Raw genomic sequence first — 18966 nt, 5'->3', positions numbered from 1 at the left:
GGCTCGGCTTTCTCATCAATTGGGGATCCACGCGGGCAGCTGCGGACCGCCATCGGGAGTGGGCAAGGTGTAGGGCGGATAGACCGGAGGCGGCTCCAGGGTCGCCAGCGGGTCGTGGCCCGGGGGCGGCCCGGCGGTGTCATCACCGGGCGGGCGTGGCGCATTGCGGGCGCCGCGAACGAGCAGCGACGGGTCGTCGTCGGGGCAGTAGGTGTAGCGGTAGGGGGCAGGGAAATTCACCGCCGACGGCGGCTTGCGGGGCAGGTCGTAGTCGCAGCGATGCCTGGGGTAGATGTCGGCGATCACCCAGATGCCGCCGTCGTGCACGGTGCCGGCCAGGCGATCCACCAGCGAGCCGTGGTCGGGACGCCACAGGTCCTGTAGGGCGGGCACCCGCAGGAAGAAGATCTGCGACAGGGTGGTCAGATTGCCCAGCAGCGCGTAGACGTTCTCGCGGTTGTCGCCGATGAAGCTGTCGACCTGTCCCAGTTCGGTGCCGCCGAGTTCGACCAGGGTGCGGAATCCGCCGTCCATGGTGTTGACGCCGCCGAGGATCTGTTGCAGATCCATGCTGGTGCCGCTCAATCCCGGGGCGACGTCACTGAAGGTGGTGAACGTGATCCGGGTATTACGCAGCATGCTGACCGTCTCGGGCAGTACGCCGTCGAGGGTCGAGGCGAGTAGCACCGTGCCGTCCAACAGGGCGGACAGTTTCTTGCCGCCGTCCGGGCTGACCCGAAGCTCGTCGAAGACCGCCGTCAGCTTCTCGGCGTCGACCTGGCCCAGGGCCCCACGGCTGTCGTCGATGATCTGGGGCAGTGACACCGGCACGCTGGTCTGCTCCTGGCCGATGAGCGAGCCGTTGGTGAGGTAGGGGCCGTTCTCGTGCTCGGGGCGAAAGTCCAGGTATTGCTCACCGGCGACCGACAGTCCGGCCACCCGCACCCGGGTGTCCCGCGGGATGGACCGATCGGCCCGCAGCGCGACGACGGCCTCGGCTCCCGCCGCGGTCAGGTGCACATCGGTGACCCGGCCGATCGGGATGCCCCGCAACGTCACGTCTTGATTGACCAGCAGTCCGCCGGACTGCGGAAGTAGAACCCGGACCGAGATCGTCTTCTGCGCGGGGTTGATCCCGACCCCGAAGATCGTCACGTATGCCGCGGCCACCACCGTGGTCAGCGCCAATCCGATGCCGGACAACAGAATGCGCCGGCGGTGGCCGGCCTGTACCAGCCACACGCCCAGCCGGGCGAACAGGTCGAGCAGGTCGAGGAAGGGTCTCATCGCTGCGGTCCGTAGATCCGGGAGAGCAGCATGTTCCACTCGTAGCGGAGGTCGCCGATCATCAGATGCCAGTCGGTGCCGTCGGTCCAGTGGAATTCGGGATCGCCCGGGTAGTTCTTGTCGGGCCAGGGCACCAGGGTGATCTTGTCGATTTCTCCCTTGGTGTGCGCGGCGGTGCCGTTGAAGGTCTTCATCAAGATGCCCAGGAACCGGTTGAACGGCATCAGCGACAGCTCGGGGTCGACGGCGATCTCGTTGAACACTCCCGCCATTTTGTTCAGATCGGCGGTCAGGCTCCGGGTATCGGTGCCTTGCAGAGACGGGAAGCGGGACAGCTGACGGGTGATCCGCGCTCCGGTGTCGACCAGGTCGATCAGATCGGAGGTGTTGTCGGAGATGACGTTGAGGGCGGGCGCCAGGCGGGTGAGGGCATCGTCGAAGGTGTTCTGGCGCGCGGACATAGTCGCGGCCAGCTCCGAGGATCTCCGCAGCGTCAGATCCAACTGCTGCGACCGGGCGCTCATTCGGGACAACAGGGTCGCGGTCTGGTCCAGTAGCAGGCCGAGCTTCTCGCCTCGCCCGCCGACGGCCTTGCCCGCGCCGTTGAGCATGGACACCAGGTGGCGCACCGTGCCGCCGTTGACCAGCATCGCCATCGAGCTGATCAGTTCTTCGATGGTGGGAGCGTTGGCGGTTGATTCCAGGGGCAGTAGCGAGCCGTCGTGCAGCAGCGGGGCGTCCTCGGGCCGTTTCTTGTCGGGCCAGATCTGAACGAAGATGTCGCCGAGTGGGGTGGCCGAGCGTAGTTCGGCGGTGCTGCCGGCATACAGCGGTACGGCCGATTTGATCCGCATGGTGACGTAGGCGTTGAAGTCCTGCGCCCGAATGGATTCCACCTCACCGATCTGCGCCCCGTATAGCCGCACCTTGGCCTTCTCCGGAAGGTTCAGGGCGTCGGAGAAGACCGCGGTGATGGTGTAGTACGGCCCGCCGCCGCCGGGCGCGGGCAGGGCCACACTCTCCAGGTCCAGGCCGCATCCGACCGTCAGCAGTGCGGTCGCGATCGCCAGCGCCGCACGAGCCCCACGCACCCATCTCGTCGACCGCATCATGGCTGCGCACCGATCCCGTCCTGCATCAGATCGAGCATGCTGCCCAGCCCGAAGTCCGGCCCGTAGTCCTGCGCCGTTCCGGTCGCGCATGCGAGCTGCTTGAGGCCCATCAGGTTGCAGACCTCCTTGCCGAACTGACTGTTGAACAAGGTCTTGCCGAGCAGCAGGTGCGATCGCAGGCTGCCCGCGTTCTCGTCGATGACGTTGTAGAAGTTGTCGACGAACAGCGGTCCCACATCGAGGATCTCGCGCAGGTCGCGTTCGTTGTCGGCGAGCGTGGTGGCGACCGTGCGAACACCGGAGAAGGCCTCTCGCAGCCGGTCGGAGTTGCCCTCGAGAAGCCGCGAGGTCTCGGCGAGCAGCCGATTGATCTTGGCTCCGGTGCTTCCGGCGCCCAGGTTCTCGGCGGCCAGGATGTCGCTGAGCTGGTGGATGTAGGAGCCGAATTCACGCAATGCGGCGTCGTTTCTCGACGCCGACTCGCTGAGCTCGGCGACGCCTGTGATGATCGTCTGAATGGTCTTCTTGCTGCGCGCGCCCTTGTCCGACCCGACGCGCAGGGCGTCAGAGAGCCGGCCCAGGGTTGCCTTGATGTCTGGGCCGTTGCCGACGGTGATCTGCGAGCCGAGCGCGACGAACTCGCCCAGCGGGCCCTGGTTGTTGTCGTCGCCGCGCAACGCGCTACCCAACTTGTCCATCATCGCCAGGGTCCGTTCGAACTCGACGGGTGTGCGGGTGCGGTCCAGGCTCAGCACGTCGCCGTTGCGCAGCTTGGGTCCGCCGCGATAGGCCGGGGTGAGCTCGACATGCCGGTCGGTGAGCACCGAGGAAGAGACGGTGACGGCTTCGGCGTCGGCCGGAATATCGACGCCGGCGTCGATTGCGAGCTTTACCTCGACGTAGCTGCCCTTGGGGGTGATGCTGGTGACCTTGCCGACGTCCATGCCCAGCACCGACACCCCGTTGCCGGTGTAAAGCCCAACCGCGTCCTGGAATTGGGCGGTAACCCGGATCTTGTGTAGGGACAGCCGCGGCAGGTCGGGGATCAACTGCGGCGCCACCGCGGCGCCGGTCACGGCCAACACGAGGGCGGCCGCACCGGCGAGCACGTAGAGCTTCACAGCGCGACTCATTCGCAGTCCTTGAAGTACTCGACCAGATTGAACTGCCTGGCGCGTCCGCTCAGGGCACACATCCAGGAGTCCACGAAGATGCCGGCCGGCAAGAAGACGTCGGCCGCATTACCGCTGCCGGTGGCGTTGGCGAAGTTGCGTAGCGCGACCGGGGTCGACTGCAGGAAGCTGCGCAGCAATGCGTCGTGATCGGCGGTCATCTTCATGAACTCATCGAAGTCGCGGATCATCTGGTTGACGGCCGTCTCATCGCGCAGGATTCCGTGGGTGCGGTCGACCAGTAGTGTGGCGCTGGCGAACAGTTGCTGCACGGCCGCACGGCGGGTGGCGATCTCGCGCAGCACATCACGGCCCTGCAGGACCAGGGCGCCGAGGTTGGCCCGCTGGCCGCGCAGCATGGTGGTGAGCGTTTCGGTGTTGGTCAGCAGCGTGCCGAGCTGCTCGCGGCGATCAGCGAGGATGTCGGCCATCGCCTGCAGGTTGGTCAGCGCCTGCGGCAGTTCCTCGGCCACCCCACCGAGATTGGCGTTGAGCACGTTCAGCGAGTCGACGAACCGGTTGGCGTCCACCGGCCCCAGGGTGCGCGTCGCCCCGGCGAGGGTGCGTTGCAGATCGTAGGGAACCTGGGTGTGCGCCAGGGTGATCGTTCGATTCTGCAGCTGTCCGGTGCCGGCCGGTGACAGTTCGAGATAGCGCGACCCCAAGATGGTGGTCAGTTTGATCGCGGCGCGGGTGTCGGCGCCCAGCGGTACGCCGCGCTCGACGTTGAATCCGACCACCACGTGGTCGCCGGCGAGCTTGACGCGTTCAACGGTGCCGACCTTGACGCCGGCGATAGTCACCACGGCGCCGGAGCGGATCTGGGCTGCCTGGGCGAATTGTCCTTGGTAGCGGGTCTTTCCGATGCCCAGGCCCGAGTAGACGACGGTGGCCGTGAGCACGGCGACGATGATCACGATCGAGATGACGCCCATCCAGGGTCGGCTGAACGATTCGATGGGGCGTCTGAGCGCGGTGGGGATCAGGTTCATCGGCACGCCGCCGAATGCTGGTGGGCGAGGCCTTCGCTGGCGGTGGCCGCGCCGACGAAGGCCCGGAACCAGTGGAACAGGCCGCGCCACAGGCCGAAGTCCAGTTCGCAGGCGTAGACGTCGCTGTAGGTGCCGCTCTGGGTGATCCGGGCCAGCCCCTGCAGCACGTACGGGAGGTTGGCCGCCATGTAGGCGAAGCGTTCGCGGCCGTCGTTGACCCCGTAGTTGAGCAGGCCGGGCTGGCGCGCGATGAACTCTTCGAGATCCGGGGTGATGTTGTCGACGATGGTGGACAGTCGCGCCATGGTGGCGTTGATCGAGCCCACCGAGTCGACCAACGGTTCACGGTGATTCGCCAGCGTGACCATGGTGTCGCGCGACTGGCGGATCATGTTCTCCATGTTGGTGCTCTGTTTGGCCAGATCGGTCATCAGCTGATTGAGGGTTGTGATGAGTGTGCTGAGCACTTCGTCCGGGCCGGCAAAGGTTTCGGCCATCTGCGAGGCCTGGGTGATCAACGTCAGCATGGAGGCGTGATTGCCTTGCAGGGCCAGAACTGTCGCGTTGCTGATGTTGTCCACCTGTTCGGGGTCCAGCTCGGCGAACAGGGGCTCGAATCCGTTCAGCATGTAGGAGACGTCCAGTGATGGGTTGGTGCGTTCGATCGGTATTTGGCCGTGGTTGGGCAGGATCTCGTGATTGTCGCCGGGCCCTTGAGCCAGTCCGAGATAGCGCTGCCCGATGATGCTCTGGTAGGTCACCGAGGCAATCGTGTTCCGGTAGAGCTGCTGGCTGCGTTGCACGCGGAACTGCACTTGGGCCGCGGTGCCGTGCAGTTTCACCCGGTCGACCCGCCCGACCCGCACCCCGGCGACGCGCACATCGTCGCCCGGCGCCATGCCGGACGCGTCACTGAAGATCGCCGAGTAACTGTAAGTGGGCCCGGCGATGTCGCGGCGCAACGTGTTGTAAACCATCCAGGTGACCGTCAGGGCGAAGCTGGTGAAGATGGCCATGCCGATCACCGATTTAGAACGACTCCTCACCGGCCACCTTCTTTCACGATTTGGCTCAGGCGCACCGTGCTGCCCCGCAACAGCGGTGCCAGCAGCAGCACCGTGGGGGTGTCGGAACGCCCGGTGATCCGGCTGATCTGCAGCTTTTCCTGCGGACTGCCCACCACGCCGACGTTGCCGCCGATGACCGCGCCCGCCGGCGCGGCGGTGGGGACTTCCGCCGGCGGTGGTCCGGGCGGCGGGGGGATCGGTGGTCCCTGCGGATCGCCGGGCATCGAGTGCCGGGGTGGGGTGAGGTTCGGCCGGTTCTCGGTCATGCCCGGGGTAGGGGAGACGCCCTGGGAACCCAACGCGGGAAAAAGGTCCGGGGCGGTGGGCACTTCCGGTGCGGTGGCGCAGCTCGGTCCGGCCAGCTCGCCATAGCGGGGGCAGTCGGCGCGGACGTAGGTGCGGCTGGGCGTCAGGGCGATGGCCGCCTTGACCTGAAGGAGCTTCTCGTTGGGATCCCAGATGACGTCGTAGACCCGGTTGGCCAGGGTCTGCAATTTGGTTGACACACCGTGGAATTCGCCGGCGTGATCCGCGATCACCCCGAGAGCGGGGGTGAACTGGCTGGTGATGGTGATCATCCGCTCGGTTTGGTTCTCCAGGGCGTTCGCCACCGTGGTCGCGGTGTCGGTTCCGCCGGTGAGCAGGCTGGACAGCTGCGGCCCCTTCTCGGCGATGGTGGCCATCGGCTGAATCGATCGGTCCAGGGCGTCGAACAGTTCCGGGGAGACGCGCTGTAGGCCCTCGGCCGCCGCCGACAGTGCCGACAGCGTGGTCGGATCGGCGTCGTCGGTGGCGACGACGGAGTTGAGTTGCGCCATAATCTCGTTCAGGTTGTGGCCAGTGTCGGTCAGCTCCTGGCCGCGGCCGTGGGTCGCGGTGCCCAGGGCGGCGATCACGCCGACAGTGGTGTCGTCGGGCCTGCGGCCCAGGGGGCTGATCAATTGGCGCAGCTTGTTCAGCACGTTCTGGAACAGCACGGTGGGCAGCGACTGGTCTTCGAGGACCACCGAACCCGACCGCAGATGGTCGGGGGCGGCACCGTTGTCGACCAACTGGATCGCGGAGACGGCGAACAGGTTGGCTGGCACGACGCGTGCGGTGACGGTGCTGGGGATCTTGGCCGCGTGTTCGGGTTTGAGCACGACGTGGACTTCGTTGGGCAGTCCGTGGGTGGAGGGCGTGATGTCGGCGACCGAACCGACCAGAAGTTCGTGGTATTTCACGTCGGAGCGCGGCGGCAGCCCATCGCCGATGTTGGACAGCCGCACATCGATGCGGACCAGGTTGTCCAGCTTGCCCTGGGATTTGGCGACCATCAGCGTCGCGGTCACGACGGCGATGACGATGAAGACGACGCCCAGCACGAATACCCGAAGGTTGGAGGGCCCGCGCGGATCGCTGTCGAACGAGTTCGGCATCGCCTAACCTCCGAACCTGGCGCCGGATTCGACACCCCACAGCGCCATGGTCAGGAACATGTTCACCACGACCACGGCGGTGACGCTGGTGCGCATCGCGCGTCCGGCGGCGACACCGACGCCTGCCGGTCCGCCCGAGGCGATAAAGCCGTAGTAGCTCTGGATGGTCGAGGACACGAACACGAAGACGGTGGCCTTGAACGTCGCGTACAGCACGTCGCGGCCGTTGACGAACAGCGAAAAGTAGTGCAGGTAGGACCCGTTGGATTGCCCGGAGATCAGGATGACCGAGAACTGACAGGACAGGTAGGCGATACCCAACGCCACCAGGAACAGCGGCACCACCGCGATCACCGAGGCGACGGCCCGGGTGGTGACCAGGAACGGGATCGGGTTGATCGCCATCGCTTCCAGCGAATCGATCTCCTCGTTGATCCGCATCGCTCCGAGTTGGGCAGTGAACCGGCAACCGGCCTGGGCGATGAACGCCATTCCCACCATGATCGGGGCGAGTTCGCGAGTGGTGGCGAATGACGAGATCAGGCCGGTGGCCGGCCCCAAACCCAGCAGGTCCAGTACGTTGTAGCCCTCGACGGCAACCAGTGCGCCGGCGATCGCCCCGAGTGCCAGGGCGACCGCGATGGTGCCACCGCCGACGACGATCGACCCGTTGCCCCAGGCGATATCGGATAGCAGTCGCAGCATCTCGCGCCGGTAGTGCCGGAGCATGGTCGGGATGGATGCGAGCGTGCGCCCGAAGAAATGCACCAAGTGACCGGCGCGGGCCACGGCCACGAAGACCCCGCTGAACAGGCCGGTGATCGGTCGCAGCCCGGGGATCTCAAAGACGCTGGGAATGACCATGGTTACAGCGCCTGCCTGGGGAACAGGATCACGTAAAGCTGGCTCATCACGACGTTGACGAACATCAACAGCAGGATGGACTCCACCACTGCGGCGTTCACCGAGTTGGCGACTCCAGCCGGCCCACCGTGGCTGTCGAGGCCCTTCTGGCAGCTCACGATCGCGACGATCATCCCGAAGACGATGGATTTGGCGAATGCCAGCCACATGTCGCCGACGTCGGAGAACGAGGAGAACGTCGCGATGAACGAGCCCGCGGTCCCGTTCTGCAGGAACACGTTGAAGATGTAGCCGGCGACGTAGCCGACGAAAAACGTGATGCTGGTGAGTAGTACGCCGACGGTCATCAGCGCGGCCAGCCGGGGAACCACCAGGCGCCGTACCGGGGAGACCCCCATGACCTCCATGGCCTGGATCTCTTCGCGCATGGTCCGCGATCCCAGGTCGGCGCAGACCGCGGAGCCCACAGCCACCGCCAGCAGCATCGCGGCGACCAGGGGCGCGGCCTGACGGATGATCACCAATCCGGTGGCCGCACCGGCGAGTGAGGAGGCGCCGACTTGGCCGGCCAGCACGCTGAACTGGATCGAGAGCGTCACGCCCACCGGGATGGTGACGAAAACCGTTGGCAGAAACGCGGCATTGGCTACGAACGCCGTCTGGTCGATGAAGTCGCCGACCAGGAAGCGTCCGCGGAACAGGTCGACGAACAGGTACTGGATGGCCCGGACCCCGAGCACCACCTGGCTGCCGCCGGTGCCCAGTGACTGGACCGGGTGGTTCTTCAGGTACTGCAGGAGCCAATCGACCACGGCCCGTAGGCCCGGCCGGCCGGCCATCTGTTGATCAGCGAGGTGAATCAGGCGACGGGTGGATTCCGATACAGACATCGGGTCACTGCATGCAGACGTTGGCGACCAACAGCACCGGCCACGACACGATCGATCCGAGGAAGGACACCACCAGGTCCGCGCCCTGCATGTCGTGCAGGTGCGCGGTGTGGGTCAACGACCAGATCAGCCCGATGATCAGGTAGGGCGTACCGAGGATCAGGCCCAGCCCGATCAGTTCTCCGACGCTCATCCGATAGCTCAGTAGACGACCTATGCCGTCGACGATTCCAGGCATCCGTAGTCTCTCCCGACTCTGTGGTCCCGCCGGGGGCGGCGGGGGATGTGATGCAGGACTCAATTGGCGCTGTGCGAGCAGCATGCCACGGAGGGGTCGGGCCTGCAAGAGAAAAGTTAATTTTGCTTTCCCGTTTTGCCGGATCCCCGGGACCCGAGGGATTGGCTACCGCGGCAGGCGGAGCGGCTTTCCGCGCGCGATTCGGCACAGGTAAACCGGCCTTGAACTGGGTGCATAGCGCCAGGATTGGGCCGAGGCGGGTGGTGCGACGGGTTTGCGGAGCGGCGACGCCGATCCGGCAGGAGGGGGATTTTGTTAATTTACGTTACCCCCTGATTCTGGGCAGCCGATCCTGGTTCCGGCGCCGGCAACAGGTGATTTGGTGCCCAGGCCATCGTTCGGTAATCTCATAGATACCGACGCGGGGTGGAGCAGCTCGGTAGCTCGCTGGGCTCATAACCCAGAGGTCGCAGGTTCGAATCCTGTCCCCGCTACTAATGTGATGTCGTAGGACATCGGAATGGCCGCGGACCTACTCTGGGTCTGCGGTTTTTTCTTTTGGGGCCTTGGGGCGCCGGTGGGTTGGTAGCCCCTGGTGGGTTCGAGGGCGAAGTCGCGTAGGACTTTGCCGGTGGCGGCGTTGATGACTCGGGCGCGGTGTCACTGATCCGGCCTTGTCGACGATGTCAGCTCGCATCCGGTCGTGGGGTGGTGGCGTCGGTGGGCGGTCCCCGGCGTTGCGATGGGCGTCGTGTCGCAGAGCGTCGCCGAGGTGGCCCCTTTCGGCAGGTATCGGTGCCGCTCTGAACTGCCGGGGCAGGTTTTCTGTTGCGGCGCCGTGGTCATGACCGAGATTCTTGGCGCCATCCGTCGTGCACGCGTGTCACGGACGGAAGCCCAGCGCATAGACAACAAAAAAGGCTGTCGCAGCTTGCGCTGCGACAGCCTTTTGAAGTCTGCGTGTTCGATTAGATTACCGAAACGCCCACAGCCTGTGGACCTTTCGCACCCTGCTGTACCTCAAACTGAACCCGAGCGTTCTCTTCGAGCGTGCGGAATCCGCCGCCACCGATCTCAGAGTAGTGAACGAAGACGTCAGGCGCTCCGCCATCGGGGGCGATGAAGCCGAAGCCCTTTTCGCCGTTGAACCATTTCACAGTGCCCTGTGCCATTACTTAACTTCTCTCATTTTTCCAAGCGCATCAAGAAAGATGTGCGTAACTGACGGTAGCACGGACTTCCGGGGGGGCGCGGTCCACTGATAAACAACGAGCAGGGCGTGAATTCCCTTGCTTCGACATTCTGTTCACCGCCCACCATGGTGAACCGAAAGGGCAGACGCTCGCGACGGCCACCGTCGCCCATGCCGGTTTCGGAGCGCGGTTCGACTCTTAGCGCAGTGAACTCGGCCATATCGGCCAGGGTCGGCTGCTGCCGGGTCTTGTTCCGGCGCAATGATGATCATTGGCGCCTAGGGTTCATCTGACGCGCATTGCCCGCGTTCGAGATCGGTGAAGGTAATCACCTCTCCGCGGTCGATCGACACCCAGTCCCGCGCTTCCAAATACGGTCGGAACGTCTCGGCAATGCGCTGTTCGTCGGCGGGCGTCTTCGGCCGTTGGAGTTCGTAGAGATGCGGAAACTCGGTCCAGCCGACAAGGACGTCCCATAGTCGCAGGGCAGCGTCGCCGGTGGGCGGATCGATGAGCACCGGCCCGAAAAGGCATTGCCCGTCGGGAAAGAACAGCGTGGGCACGCCGTAGCCGCCGGCGGCAACCACCCGCTCATGGTCGGCCAGTACCTCGTCGCTGGTCGTCGGGTCGGCGATCGCCCGGTCGACGAGTCCGGGGTCGAATCCGAGTTCTGCCAGCAGATGGTGGGCGACCGCCTTCTCGTGCGGCTTGCGGCCCTCAACGTGCAAGGCGCGGCCGGCGCGCTCGTACCAGGCATCGACGTCGGCCATCGATTGGCGACGCAGCAGTGCCCCGATGCGCATCATCGACCAGCCGTAGGACCACTCGCGTTCCCAGGGATGCTTCTTGCCGTCTTGGCGATTGATCTCCTCCAGGCTGAAGAAGCGCCAGTTCACCGTCAGGCCCGTCAGGTCGCGGACCTCCCGGATCCACCGCGAAGTCTGGTAGGCGTACGGGCACATAACATCGAAGTGGAAGTCCACCGAATCCGGGCGACTGGTCACATCGTGAACCTCAGATTGCGGGCGGCGCGGTCGCCGAGTTCGCTATCGCCCGTCCAGGTGACGGCGCCGGAGTCGATCTGGGCCTGCGGGTCGACGCGCCCGCACGCCAGTTGGATGAAGGTCGTGGAATCGGTGGCCACCGTTACATCCGGATTATCTAGGTGGTCAACAGCTTTGGCTCGGCCATCCACAGCGACATGCAACTGGCGCGTGATGGGTCCGGTGAGGTCGAAGGTGATGCTCTTTGCGTCGGGAAGACCCACCTTCTTGCCCACGATGTAGCCCAAGGAGCCGGCTACCTCGGCTAGTGCGATTTCGGCTCCCAGGCCGGTGTCGTCGGTTGTGCGCCCCAGCGGGGTGGTGATGTCTCGTTCGTGTACCCAGAAGTCGAAGACCCGGATCTCCAGAAACCGCCCGTAGGTGGCGGGGCCGACCGGAGTCCACGACGGCCGCATCAGATCCGCGTCGGACAACGCGGCCAGGTCGCGTCGGCGACGGTCATAGATCCCGCGCACCAGTTCGCGGTACGCCGCGCGGTCGGTGTCGGTGTCGGCGTCGCGCAGAAAATCGGCGGCCTTCTCGAACGGCGGCGGGGTGCGATCGTCGTCGGGCAGCCACCCCACCAGCACCGCTTCGATACTGGTGACGTGGTTGATCACGTCCTGGACCGTCCAGTCCGGGCACAGTGACTGAGCCGCCCACTCGGCGTCGCTGAGATCGGCGCACAGGGCTTCGATCGCGTCGTAGCAAGACCGCAGCGCGGTGGCGATCCTGTCCACCCTGTCGGGTTCCGGTGTCTTCAATGCCGTCTACTCCTTCGCGGCCAGGACTCCCTACGAGCATCGGACACGCACGAGCAGATATCAAGGAAATGGCGAGGCCCGCCGTCAAATTACCCACGGCGCAACCAGCGTCATCGCCCCCAGCACCGCCAACCCGACGAAGAACGCCACGATGGTAAAGCCCATCACCTGGCGGACATTGAGCTTCGCGATCGCCAGCAGGGGCAGCAGCCAGAACGGCTGAATCATGTTCGCAACCCCCTCGCCGACGGCCACGGCCATGGACACCAACCCGAGATAGGCAGGTGACTGCTGGCCGATCGCCAGGGCGGAGTCGACGGCTATCGGGCCCTGCACCGCCCAGTGTCCGCCGCCGGACGGCACGAACAGGCTGATGATCACCGAGCCGATGAATGTCAGGAACGGCAAGGTGTATTCCGTGGCGCCATTGACCAGCATCTGGGCCAACAGCGTCTGCAGCGGCTTGGACCCCTCGGCGCCGGTGTACGCCAGTAGCCCCACCAGTCCGCCGTAGAGCGGATACTGCAGCAGCAGGGGGCCCGATACATTGGCCGCACCGGTGAACGCGCGGATGAAGCGGATCGGCGTGCGGTGCAACAGGGCGGCGGTGATGGTGAACAGCATGATCATCGAGGAGATGTTCAGCGCGAAGCCACTGGCCACGAAATACGTGATGCCCGCCGCGAACAGCAGCACATTGAGGATCCACTGGTTCTCCAGCCATTCGGCGAACGTCGTGCTGCGCTGGTCGGCGATCTCCGGCTCTTCCTCGAACACCGCGGGATCCGGCGCAAGAGCATCAGCCGGCTCCATGCGCCACACCGCGAGCGCGAGCACCCCCAGCACGATGATCGCCGACAGCCAGCTGTACGGCTGAAAGATGGTCTGACTCAACGGCACCGTGAATCCGGCGATCTTATGGATTACGTTGATGGGGCTGCCGGCATCGGTGTTGGCCAGCGCGATCGAGGACGAGAGCCCCTGCGTCCAGACGATGAAACCCATGAACGCCGCGGCGATCAGATAGCCGAAATGCGAGTCGGGGAAACGCCGCGCCACCTGCCGGGCGACCAGTGCGCCGGCCACCAGCCCCAGGCCCCAGTTCAGCAGGGACGCAGCGGCACTGACGGTAAAGCAGAGCAGCGCCCCCTGCACCTGGCTGCGCGGCAGCGCCGCGATGCGGACGATGGCCCGCTTCAGCACGGGCGCCTCGGCCAGCGTGTAGCCGGTCACCAGAATCAGCACCATCTGGAAGGCGAAGGTGAAGATGTTCTGCTGGCCCCACACCCCGGCGTACCACGCGTGCAGCATGCCGCCGGCCGACGCTCCGCGCACCAATGCAGCGACCAGCCCGGCGACGATCAACGTGAGGATCACCGCGAACAGATACGGGTCGGGCATCAGGCGCTCGACGTAGCGGACACTGAGCCCGGTGAGCGACTGCATGACGCCTCGGCGTGGTGTCGGTCGCTCGGTGATCACGCCATCTGCCCGCAGCTCGGTCATCGGGCCAGCCTCTCGTCTGAAAAACCGCTCGCACCGCGATCGCTCGTGCGTTGTGCCACGATAAATGGCGCGGCCGCTCGAGCCGGCGTTTTCAGCGCATGGTGGCGTGCAACGCGTCGGTCATCGCATCGATGGCGGCCTCGCGCTCCAGCGGCCAGCCGTCGACCAGCCACAGGTGCATGAACGAGTCGACCATGGTGTACATCATCGCGATGGCCAGCCGCAGTTGGTCCTCGGTGGCACCGGGCATGGCGTCGGCTTCGATCCACTCGGTGACGTTGGCCTCCATGGTCGCTCGGTGCGCCGCGGCGAACTCCGGATCGGCCGCCCGCGCCTGATGCAGTGCCATGTAGAGCTGGGGCGCGGAGGTGTAGAAGTCGACCACCTTCTCGAAGAAGGCCTTGATCGACGGCCGTCCCGCTCTGCCGCCGCGCGGGGCGTCCTGTTGGGACCAGACGGTCATCCGGGTATTGCGCAGTTCGCGCAGCACCGCTGCCTTGGAGTCGAAGTGCAGATAGAACGTCGCCCGCCCGATCCCGGCCCGGCGCACGATGTCGTCGATGGTCACCGCGACATAGCCGCGTTCGGCGAACGCCTCCAGCGCGGCGGCCATGATGTGGTCGCGGGTCATGGCGCGGTGCCGGTCGCGCATCGTGAGTCGCGGGGCGGTGGAGGTCATTTCAGGATCACCCCCTCCAACCGACCGGTAGAGCGCCACGCGCTCAGCATCTCGAAGAAATCGACCGGCTTGCCCCCGAAATTGGTCGACAGCATGCCGTGCGGATTCTCCCGATCGCCCTCGGAACTCAGGTAACTCGGCGTGCACTCGGCGTAGAAGGCCTTGGGCTTCTCCGACGCTTCGTCCATCGCGGCCAGCCACTGGTCCTCAGCGGTCTTGGTGGCCTCGATGGTGTCCGCGCCCCGCTGCACGAACGTGCCGACCAGGTAGGCGAAATGGCGGGCCCGCTCCTCGGCGGTGTGGGTGTAGTTGGGGGAGACCCCGGATTGGGTGTAGCCCAGGAAGAAGCAGTTGGGGAAACCGTGGGTCTGCAGGCCATGCAACGTCCGCATGCCTTTGGCCCACTTGTCGCTCAGGCGCACTTCGTCGCGGCCGACGATCTCGAAGCCGAGCCGACGGGTGAATTCGGTGCCCACCTCGAAACCGGTCGCGAAGACCAGCGCATCGAGTTCGTATTCGACCCCGTCGACCACGACGGCGGTCTCGGTGAACCGATCCACCCCGCGCCCGTCGGTGTCCACCAACTCGACGTTGTCCCGGTTGAACGTATCGAGGTACTGGTCGTGGTAGCCGGGGCGCTTGCAGTTCAGCCGATACCACGGCTTGAGCGATTCGGCGGTCTCGCGGTCGCGCACGGTGTCATCGATCCGCGCGCGCAACCGTTGCATCGCCACATAATCGGCGTGGAACAGGAAGTCGGCGATCTCCGCGGGAGTCATCTGGCGACCGAGGCGTTGAGTCTCGCGCAGCACCGCGGGCTCGCTCAGTTCCAGGGCCTTCTGCGTCCAGCCGTCATTGGTGAGGTCGAGGTCCATCTCCACCCCGCAGGTGACCCGGGTGAAGTTCTCCATGCGTTCGCGTTGCCAACCCGGCTGCAGGCTCGCCGCCCACGCCGGGTCGGTGGGCCGGTTGCCCCGCACCGCGACGGTGCTCGGGGTGCGCTGGAAGACGTAGAGCTGGCGTGCCCATTCCCCGAGGTGCGGGATGCACTGCAGCCCCGTCGAACCGGTGCCGATGACGCCGACGCGCTTGTCGGACAACTTGGTCAGCCCACCGGATTCGTCGCCGCCGGTGTAGCCGAAGTCCCAGCGGCTGGTGTGGAAGGTGTGCCCGCGGAACTCGTTGATGCCCGCGATACCCGGCAGTTTCGGTCGGGTGAGCGATCCGGGGGAGACGGCGACCAGCGTGGCGGTGAATGCGTCGCCGCGATCGGTGGTGATGTGCCACCGATTGGCCACGTCGTCCCAGCGCAGGCCGGTGACCGTGGTGCCCAGCAAGGCGTTGTCGTACAGGCGGTAGTGCTTGGCGATGTTCTGCAGGTGCTCTCGGATCTCCGGGCCGTGTGCGTAGCGCTCGGTGGGCACGTAGTTCAGCTCTTCGAGCAGCGGCAGATAGATGTAGGACTCGACATCGCACTGCACCCCGGGGTAGCGGTTCCAGTACCAGGTGCCGCCGAAGTCGCCGGCGGTGTCGATCATCCGGATGTCGCCGATCCCGGCTTCCTGCAGCCGCGCGGCGGCGATCAGGCTGCCCAGACCCGCGCCGATGATCGCCACCTGGACGTGGTCGTGCACCGGAAGGCGATCGATGCGCTGCGTCCACGGATCGTCGGCGTAGTGCGAGAAATCGGCGGTGACCTCGATGAACTGGCCCACGGCGTCGGGGCGCATCCGTTTGTCGCGTTCCAGCGCGTACTTCGCACGCACCCACTGCGGGTCGTACTTCGCCGGCTGCGGTCCCAGGGAGCTGGCCGTGGGTGGCATCGCCTCGTGCTCCTCGCGTCATCACATCTCACTGGACATAGTGTCCAGTGAACAGACTAGGCGATAGCTGGCCAGACGCAACGTATATTGTCTCGGCCCCCGTTCGACGGGCCTCAGCGCGGAGCCACGGGCGCGGTTCGGAGTCCGGCGGCGATGTCGTCGAGCGCCCGGGCGGCGTCGTCGAACGGCCAGCGGATGAACTCGTGGATCATGCCGGCATAGCGATTGACGGTGGTGGGAACTCCCGCTTGCTGGAGTCGGGCGCCGTACTGTTCGCCCTCGTCGCGCAGGGCGTCGTATTCAGCGGTGACGATGAGCGCCGGTGGAAGCTGTTCAAGAGCGGGGGCCAAAAGCGGTGAGACGTGAGCATCGAGTTTCTCGTGGCCGCCGTTGAGGTAGTGGTTCATGAACCATTGCTGGGTCGCCCGGCTGATGTTCCCGTACTTTCCCGCGAACTCTTGGATGGACACGTTCGATCGCCGAAAGTCCAAGTCCGGGTAGATCAATACCTGGTGTGCGATGGCCGGACCGCCGGCATCGCGTGCCATCAGCGCGACCACCGCGGCGAGGTTGCCGCCGGCGCTGTCACCGGCGACGGCAATGTTTGTGCCGTCGCCTCCGAATTCGGCGGCATTGACAGCTACCCACTGCGTCGCGGCGAAACCGGCATTGATCGCTGCCGGGTACTTGTGCTCCGGGGCCAGGGGATAGTCCACCGAGACGACGACACGACCGGAGCGATTGGCCAGCGCCCGGGCCAATCCGTCGTGGGTGTCCAGATCGCCGAGCACGAAGCCACCGCCATGGAAGAAGACGATCACGGGGCGCGGTTCGTCCGGCTGTGGATGGTAGATCCGAACCGGTAGCTCGCCGGCCGGCGTGGAAATGATTCGGTCGCGAACGCCTGCGACGGCTTCGCCGCTGCCGGCGGCTTGGGTCATCAGCCGCATGGCCTGGCGGACCTGCTCGGGGGTGAAGGTGTGCAGGTCGGCAAAGTTGCTGCCGGCCAGGCGTTCCAGATGGGCTTGGACCTGCGGATGTAGTGGCACGGCGCTCGGTGTCCTTTCCTCGGGGGCGGTTCGTCGCTAGTCTCTGACTTGAACCACGCTTCAAGTCAAGGGGATGGCGATGCTGGACATTGCGGAGGTGGCGAGTCGATCGGGCCTGGCGTCCTCGGCGCTGCGGTTCTACGAGCGGCGCGGGCTGATCAATTCGGGTGCACGCAACGGCCTTCGCCGCACCTACGAACCGGCGGTGCTCGACCGGCTCGCCCTCATCGGCTGTGCCAAAGCGGCCGGATTCACGCTGGCTCAGATCGAGCGGTTCTTGCGGGCCACACCCAGCGACACCGAGTTACGTGCGCGAATGGCCGAGAAAGCCCGCCAAGTCGATGACGAGATCGCCCGCCTCACCCGGATGCGGGACAGCCTCACGCACGCCGTGACCTGCACCCATACGCCTTTGGTGGAGTGCCCGGAGTTCAAGGCGCGCATCAGCGACACCTAGCAACTCGTCGTCTTCGCGGGGTGCCTCCCGCCGGTGCGCACTAGAGTCGGCTCCGTCGACAGGGGAGGTCACATGCCGTTCGAAGCGCATCCGGACCGACGCAAGATCGCCTCGCTGCTCGCTATCGCGGGGGCGTTCGTCCTGAGCGGGGTGTGGCTGGCCGGGGGATTCGGGCCGGTGGGGCCCATCCGTGGCTGGTCGCCGCAGGCCCTGCACGTCTTCGGGTGGATCGCGATCGGCTTTTTCGGGTTCGGTCTGGCGGTTCTCGTAGCGCGGTTGTTCTCTTCCGGGGCCGAGGTCCGCGTCGACGCCGAAGGGGTCTACGGGCGGCGCAGCGGCAACCGGGTGATTCCGTGGAGCGCCATCGAGCGCATCGCCACCGTGGACTCCGGCCGGGTGCAGCTGGCGTACCTGTTCCTCAACGACGCGTCCGAGTTCGCCGGCCGCAAGAGGCTGGGGGCCAAATCCTTTGGTCACGTAGTGCTGTCGTTGCAGGGCACCGACGGCAAACTCAGCGACATGCGTGCCGCGTTCGACTACTTCGCGCCGGGCAGGCGGGACGATTCCGGGGGCTAGTTGCGCATCCGCAGCACGACCGCGCCGGCCGTATGTGCTACTACTGCCTAGCATCCTGGATGAAAGGTTCCGTCATGGCCGGTCTGTACCACGCCGCTATCGTCTTCCTGATCGTCCTGACGATCGTCACCTTCGCCAGCAGCTTTTGGTTCACCAACCCCTATGGCCGCTTCGCCAGTCCGGATGACCGCTTCACGCTGCCAGGAAAGATCAGCTGGCTGATGTTCGAATGCCCGCAGTGGTGGGCCTTTACCGTGACGTTCTGGCTGGTGGCGCACTCGCATGGGGCGCCGGCGATCGTGTTGTATGCACTGTGGCAGTGCCACTATCTCTACCGCGGGTTGATCTATCCGTTGAGCCGCAAGGGCGATGACAAACGCTTCCCGATCTCAGGTATCGCATTCGGCTTCATCTTCAACGCCGTCAACGGTTTCGCCAACGGTTATGCCGTGGCGCTGGCCCCGCACTTGCAACAGGAGCATTGGTTCGTCGACCCCCGCTTCATCCTGGGTCTCGCCGTGGCTGTGATCGGATGGGGGATCAATTTCCAGGCCGACCGCATCCTGATCGGCCTGCGGGCCGATGGCAGCAGCGGGTACAGCATCCCCTACGGCGGGGTGTATCGCTGGGTGTCGTCGGGCAACTATTTCGGTGAGCTGATCTTGTGGACGGGCTGGGCGATCATGGCCTGGACGCTGCCGGGCCTGATCTTCGTGTTTTTCTCCATCGCCAACTTGGGGCCCAGGGCGATGGCCACCCACAAGTGGTATCAGCAGAAGTTTCCCGACTACCCGCCCAATCGCAAGGCGATCATTCCCGGCGTGCTGTAGCTGTCC

General features: G+C 65.5%; 19 protein-coding genes and 1 tRNA gene. 4 read left to right on the top strand and 16 right to left on the bottom strand.

Features of this window, described 5'->3' with window-relative positions:
- Nucleotides 1–15: 15 nt before the first annotated feature.
- From ACJH71_RS08620 to ACJH71_RS08580, 9 genes are read right to left on the bottom strand one after another with little or no spacing between them, the layout of a single operon-like run.
- Complete coding sequence (locus ACJH71_RS08620) at nt 16–1287, bottom strand: MlaD family protein (RefSeq protein ID WP_406757587.1); 1272 nt, start codon at nt 1285–1287, stop codon at nt 16–18.
- On the bottom strand, nt 1284–2399 hold the full coding sequence (locus ACJH71_RS08615; protein WP_406757586.1) for an MlaD family protein: 1116 nt from the start codon (nt 2397–2399) through the stop codon (nt 1284–1286). The genes ACJH71_RS08620 and ACJH71_RS08615 overlap by 4 nt, the downstream gene beginning before the upstream one ends.
- The gene (locus tag ACJH71_RS08610; RefSeq protein WP_406757585.1) at nt 2396–3532 is read right to left on the bottom strand and encodes an MCE family protein; all 1137 of its coding nucleotides are present in this window, start codon (nt 3530–3532) and stop codon (nt 2396–2398) included. Before ACJH71_RS08610 ends, ACJH71_RS08615 begins: the two co-directional genes overlap by 4 nt.
- A complete protein-coding gene (locus tag ACJH71_RS08605) occupies nt 3529–4563 on the bottom strand; it encodes an MCE family protein (protein WP_406757637.1) in 1035 nt (344 codons plus the stop codon). The genes ACJH71_RS08610 and ACJH71_RS08605 overlap by 4 nt, the downstream gene beginning before the upstream one ends.
- Nucleotides 4560–5609: an MlaD family protein gene (locus ACJH71_RS08600; RefSeq protein ID WP_406757584.1), complete on the bottom strand. Its 1050-nt coding sequence runs from the start codon at nt 5607–5609 to the stop codon at nt 4560–4562. Before ACJH71_RS08600 ends, ACJH71_RS08605 begins: the two co-directional genes overlap by 4 nt.
- On the bottom strand, nt 5606–7048 hold the full coding sequence (locus ACJH71_RS08595; RefSeq protein ID WP_406757583.1) for an MlaD family protein: 1443 nt from the start codon (nt 7046–7048) through the stop codon (nt 5606–5608). Before ACJH71_RS08595 ends, ACJH71_RS08600 begins: the two co-directional genes overlap by 4 nt.
- Before the next feature lie 3 nt (nt 7049–7051).
- Nucleotides 7052–7912 carry an ABC transporter permease gene (locus ACJH71_RS08590; protein WP_406757582.1) on the bottom strand — a complete coding sequence of 287 codons (861 nt, stop codon included), beginning with the start codon at nt 7910–7912 and terminating at the stop codon, nt 7052–7054.
- A gap of 2 nt (nt 7913–7914) precedes the next feature.
- On the bottom strand, nt 7915–8751 hold the full coding sequence (locus ACJH71_RS08585; RefSeq protein WP_406757636.1) for an MlaE family ABC transporter permease: 837 nt from the start codon (nt 8749–8751) through the stop codon (nt 7915–7917).
- Between the two features lie 55 nt (nt 8752–8806).
- Nucleotides 8807–9040 (bottom strand): hypothetical protein, encoded by a 234-nt coding sequence (locus tag ACJH71_RS08580; protein WP_406757581.1) that lies wholly within the window; start codon nt 9038–9040, stop codon nt 8807–8809.
- Between the two features lie 420 nt (nt 9041–9460).
- On the opposite strand from ACJH71_RS08580, the gene ACJH71_RS08575 reads away from it, so the two are divergent.
- Nucleotides 9461–9534 (top strand) — tRNA-Met (locus ACJH71_RS08575).
- A gap of 474 nt (nt 9535–10008) precedes the next feature.
- Here ACJH71_RS08575 and ACJH71_RS08570 read toward each other — a convergent pair.
- The 7 genes from ACJH71_RS08570 to ACJH71_RS08540 form a co-directional block, all read right to left on the bottom strand.
- On the bottom strand, nt 10009–10212 hold the full coding sequence (locus ACJH71_RS08570; protein WP_406757580.1) for a cold-shock protein: 204 nt from the start codon (nt 10210–10212) through the stop codon (nt 10009–10011).
- Between the two features lie 299 nt (nt 10213–10511).
- On the bottom strand, nt 10512–11237 hold the full coding sequence (locus tag ACJH71_RS08565) for a DsbA family protein (protein ID WP_406757579.1): 726 nt from the start codon (nt 11235–11237) through the stop codon (nt 10512–10514).
- Nucleotides 11234–12040, bottom strand: coding sequence for a maleylpyruvate isomerase family mycothiol-dependent enzyme (locus tag ACJH71_RS08560; protein ID WP_406757578.1), 807 nt, complete (start codon nt 12038–12040; stop codon nt 11234–11236). Before ACJH71_RS08560 ends, ACJH71_RS08565 begins: the two co-directional genes overlap by 4 nt.
- A gap of 84 nt (nt 12041–12124) precedes the next feature.
- Nucleotides 12125–13546 (bottom strand): TIGR00366 family protein, encoded by a 1422-nt coding sequence (locus ACJH71_RS08555; protein ID WP_406757577.1) that lies wholly within the window; start codon nt 13544–13546, stop codon nt 12125–12127.
- Between the two features lie 91 nt (nt 13547–13637).
- Nucleotides 13638–14225 (bottom strand): TetR/AcrR family transcriptional regulator, encoded by a 588-nt coding sequence (locus tag ACJH71_RS08550; protein ID WP_406757576.1) that lies wholly within the window; start codon nt 14223–14225, stop codon nt 13638–13640.
- Nucleotides 14222–16048 carry a flavin-containing monooxygenase gene (locus tag ACJH71_RS08545; protein ID WP_406757575.1) on the bottom strand — a complete coding sequence of 609 codons (1827 nt, stop codon included), beginning with the start codon at nt 16046–16048 and terminating at the stop codon, nt 14222–14224. The genes ACJH71_RS08550 and ACJH71_RS08545 overlap by 4 nt, the downstream gene beginning before the upstream one ends.
- 113 nt (nt 16049–16161) lie before the next feature.
- Complete coding sequence (locus ACJH71_RS08540; protein WP_406757574.1) at nt 16162–17097, bottom strand: alpha/beta hydrolase; 936 nt, start codon at nt 17095–17097, stop codon at nt 16162–16164.
- Nucleotides 17098–17176: 79 nt separating this feature from the next.
- On the opposite strand from ACJH71_RS08540, the gene ACJH71_RS08535 reads away from it, so the two are divergent.
- The 3 genes from ACJH71_RS08535 (at nt 17177) to ACJH71_RS08525 (ending at nt 18960) form a co-directional block, all read left to right on the top strand.
- Complete coding sequence (locus ACJH71_RS08535; RefSeq protein ID WP_406757573.1) at nt 17177–17554, top strand: MerR family transcriptional regulator; 378 nt, start codon at nt 17177–17179, stop codon at nt 17552–17554.
- A 72-nt stretch (nt 17555–17626) separates the two neighbouring features.
- On the top strand, nt 17627–18130 hold the full coding sequence (locus tag ACJH71_RS08530; protein ID WP_406757572.1) for an STM3941 family protein: 504 nt from the start codon (nt 17627–17629) through the stop codon (nt 18128–18130).
- 74 nt (nt 18131–18204) lie between these two features.
- Nucleotides 18205–18960: a DUF1295 domain-containing protein gene (locus ACJH71_RS08525; protein ID WP_406757571.1), complete on the top strand. Its 756-nt coding sequence runs from the start codon at nt 18205–18207 to the stop codon at nt 18958–18960.
- Nucleotides 18961–18966: the final 6 nt, after the last annotated feature.

It is taken from the genome of Mycobacterium sp. SMC-15, from assembly GCF_045310925.1.
Taxonomy (GTDB): domain Bacteria; phylum Actinomycetota; class Actinomycetes; order Mycobacteriales; family Mycobacteriaceae; genus Mycobacterium.
This window is presented reverse-complemented; position numbering and strand designations above follow the sequence as displayed.

Excerpts from the sequence above, each read along its gene's own strand:
- ACJH71_RS08620 (WP_406757587.1), bottom strand. The coding sequence starts at position 1,287 with ATGAGACCCTTCCTCGACCTGCTCGACCTGTTCGCCCGGCTGGGCGTG.
- ACJH71_RS08615 (WP_406757586.1), bottom strand. The coding sequence starts at position 2,399 with ATGATGCGGTCGACGAGATGGGTGCGTGGGGCTCGTGCGGCGCTGGCG.
- ACJH71_RS08610 (WP_406757585.1), bottom strand. The coding sequence starts at position 3,532 with ATGAGTCGCGCTGTGAAGCTCTACGTGCTCGCCGGTGCGGCCGCCCTC.
- ACJH71_RS08605 (WP_406757637.1), bottom strand. The coding sequence starts at position 4,563 with ATGAACCTGATCCCCACCGCGCTCAGACGCCCCATCGAATCGTTCAGC.
- ACJH71_RS08595 (WP_406757583.1), bottom strand. The coding sequence starts at position 7,048 with ATGCCGAACTCGTTCGACAGCGATCCGCGCGGGCCCTCCAACCTTCGG.
- ACJH71_RS08590 (WP_406757582.1), bottom strand. The coding sequence starts at position 7,912 with ATGGTCATTCCCAGCGTCTTTGAGATCCCCGGGCTGCGACCGATCACC.
- ACJH71_RS08585 (WP_406757636.1), bottom strand. The coding sequence starts at position 8,751 with ATGGCCGGCCGGCCGGGCCTACGGGCCGTGGTCGATTGGCTCCTGCAG.
- ACJH71_RS08580 (WP_406757581.1), bottom strand. The coding sequence starts at position 9,040 with ATGCCTGGAATCGTCGACGGCATAGGTCGTCTACTGAGCTATCGGATG.
- ACJH71_RS08570 (WP_406757580.1), bottom strand. The coding sequence starts at position 10,212 with ATGGCACAGGGCACTGTGAAATGGTTCAACGGCGAAAAGGGCTTCGGC.
- ACJH71_RS08555 (WP_406757577.1), bottom strand. The coding sequence starts at position 13,546 with ATGACCGAGCTGCGGGCAGATGGCGTGATCACCGAGCGACCGACACCA.
- ACJH71_RS08550 (WP_406757576.1), bottom strand. The coding sequence starts at position 14,225 with ATGACCTCCACCGCCCCGCGACTCACGATGCGCGACCGGCACCGCGCC.
- ACJH71_RS08545 (WP_406757575.1), bottom strand. The coding sequence starts at position 16,048 with ATGCCACCCACGGCCAGCTCCCTGGGACCGCAGCCGGCGAAGTACGAC.
- ACJH71_RS08535 (WP_406757573.1), top strand. The coding sequence starts at position 17,177 with ATGCTGGACATTGCGGAGGTGGCGAGTCGATCGGGCCTGGCGTCCTCG.
- ACJH71_RS08530 (WP_406757572.1), top strand. The coding sequence starts at position 17,627 with ATGCCGTTCGAAGCGCATCCGGACCGACGCAAGATCGCCTCGCTGCTC.
- ACJH71_RS08525 (WP_406757571.1), top strand. The coding sequence starts at position 18,205 with ATGGCCGGTCTGTACCACGCCGCTATCGTCTTCCTGATCGTCCTGACG.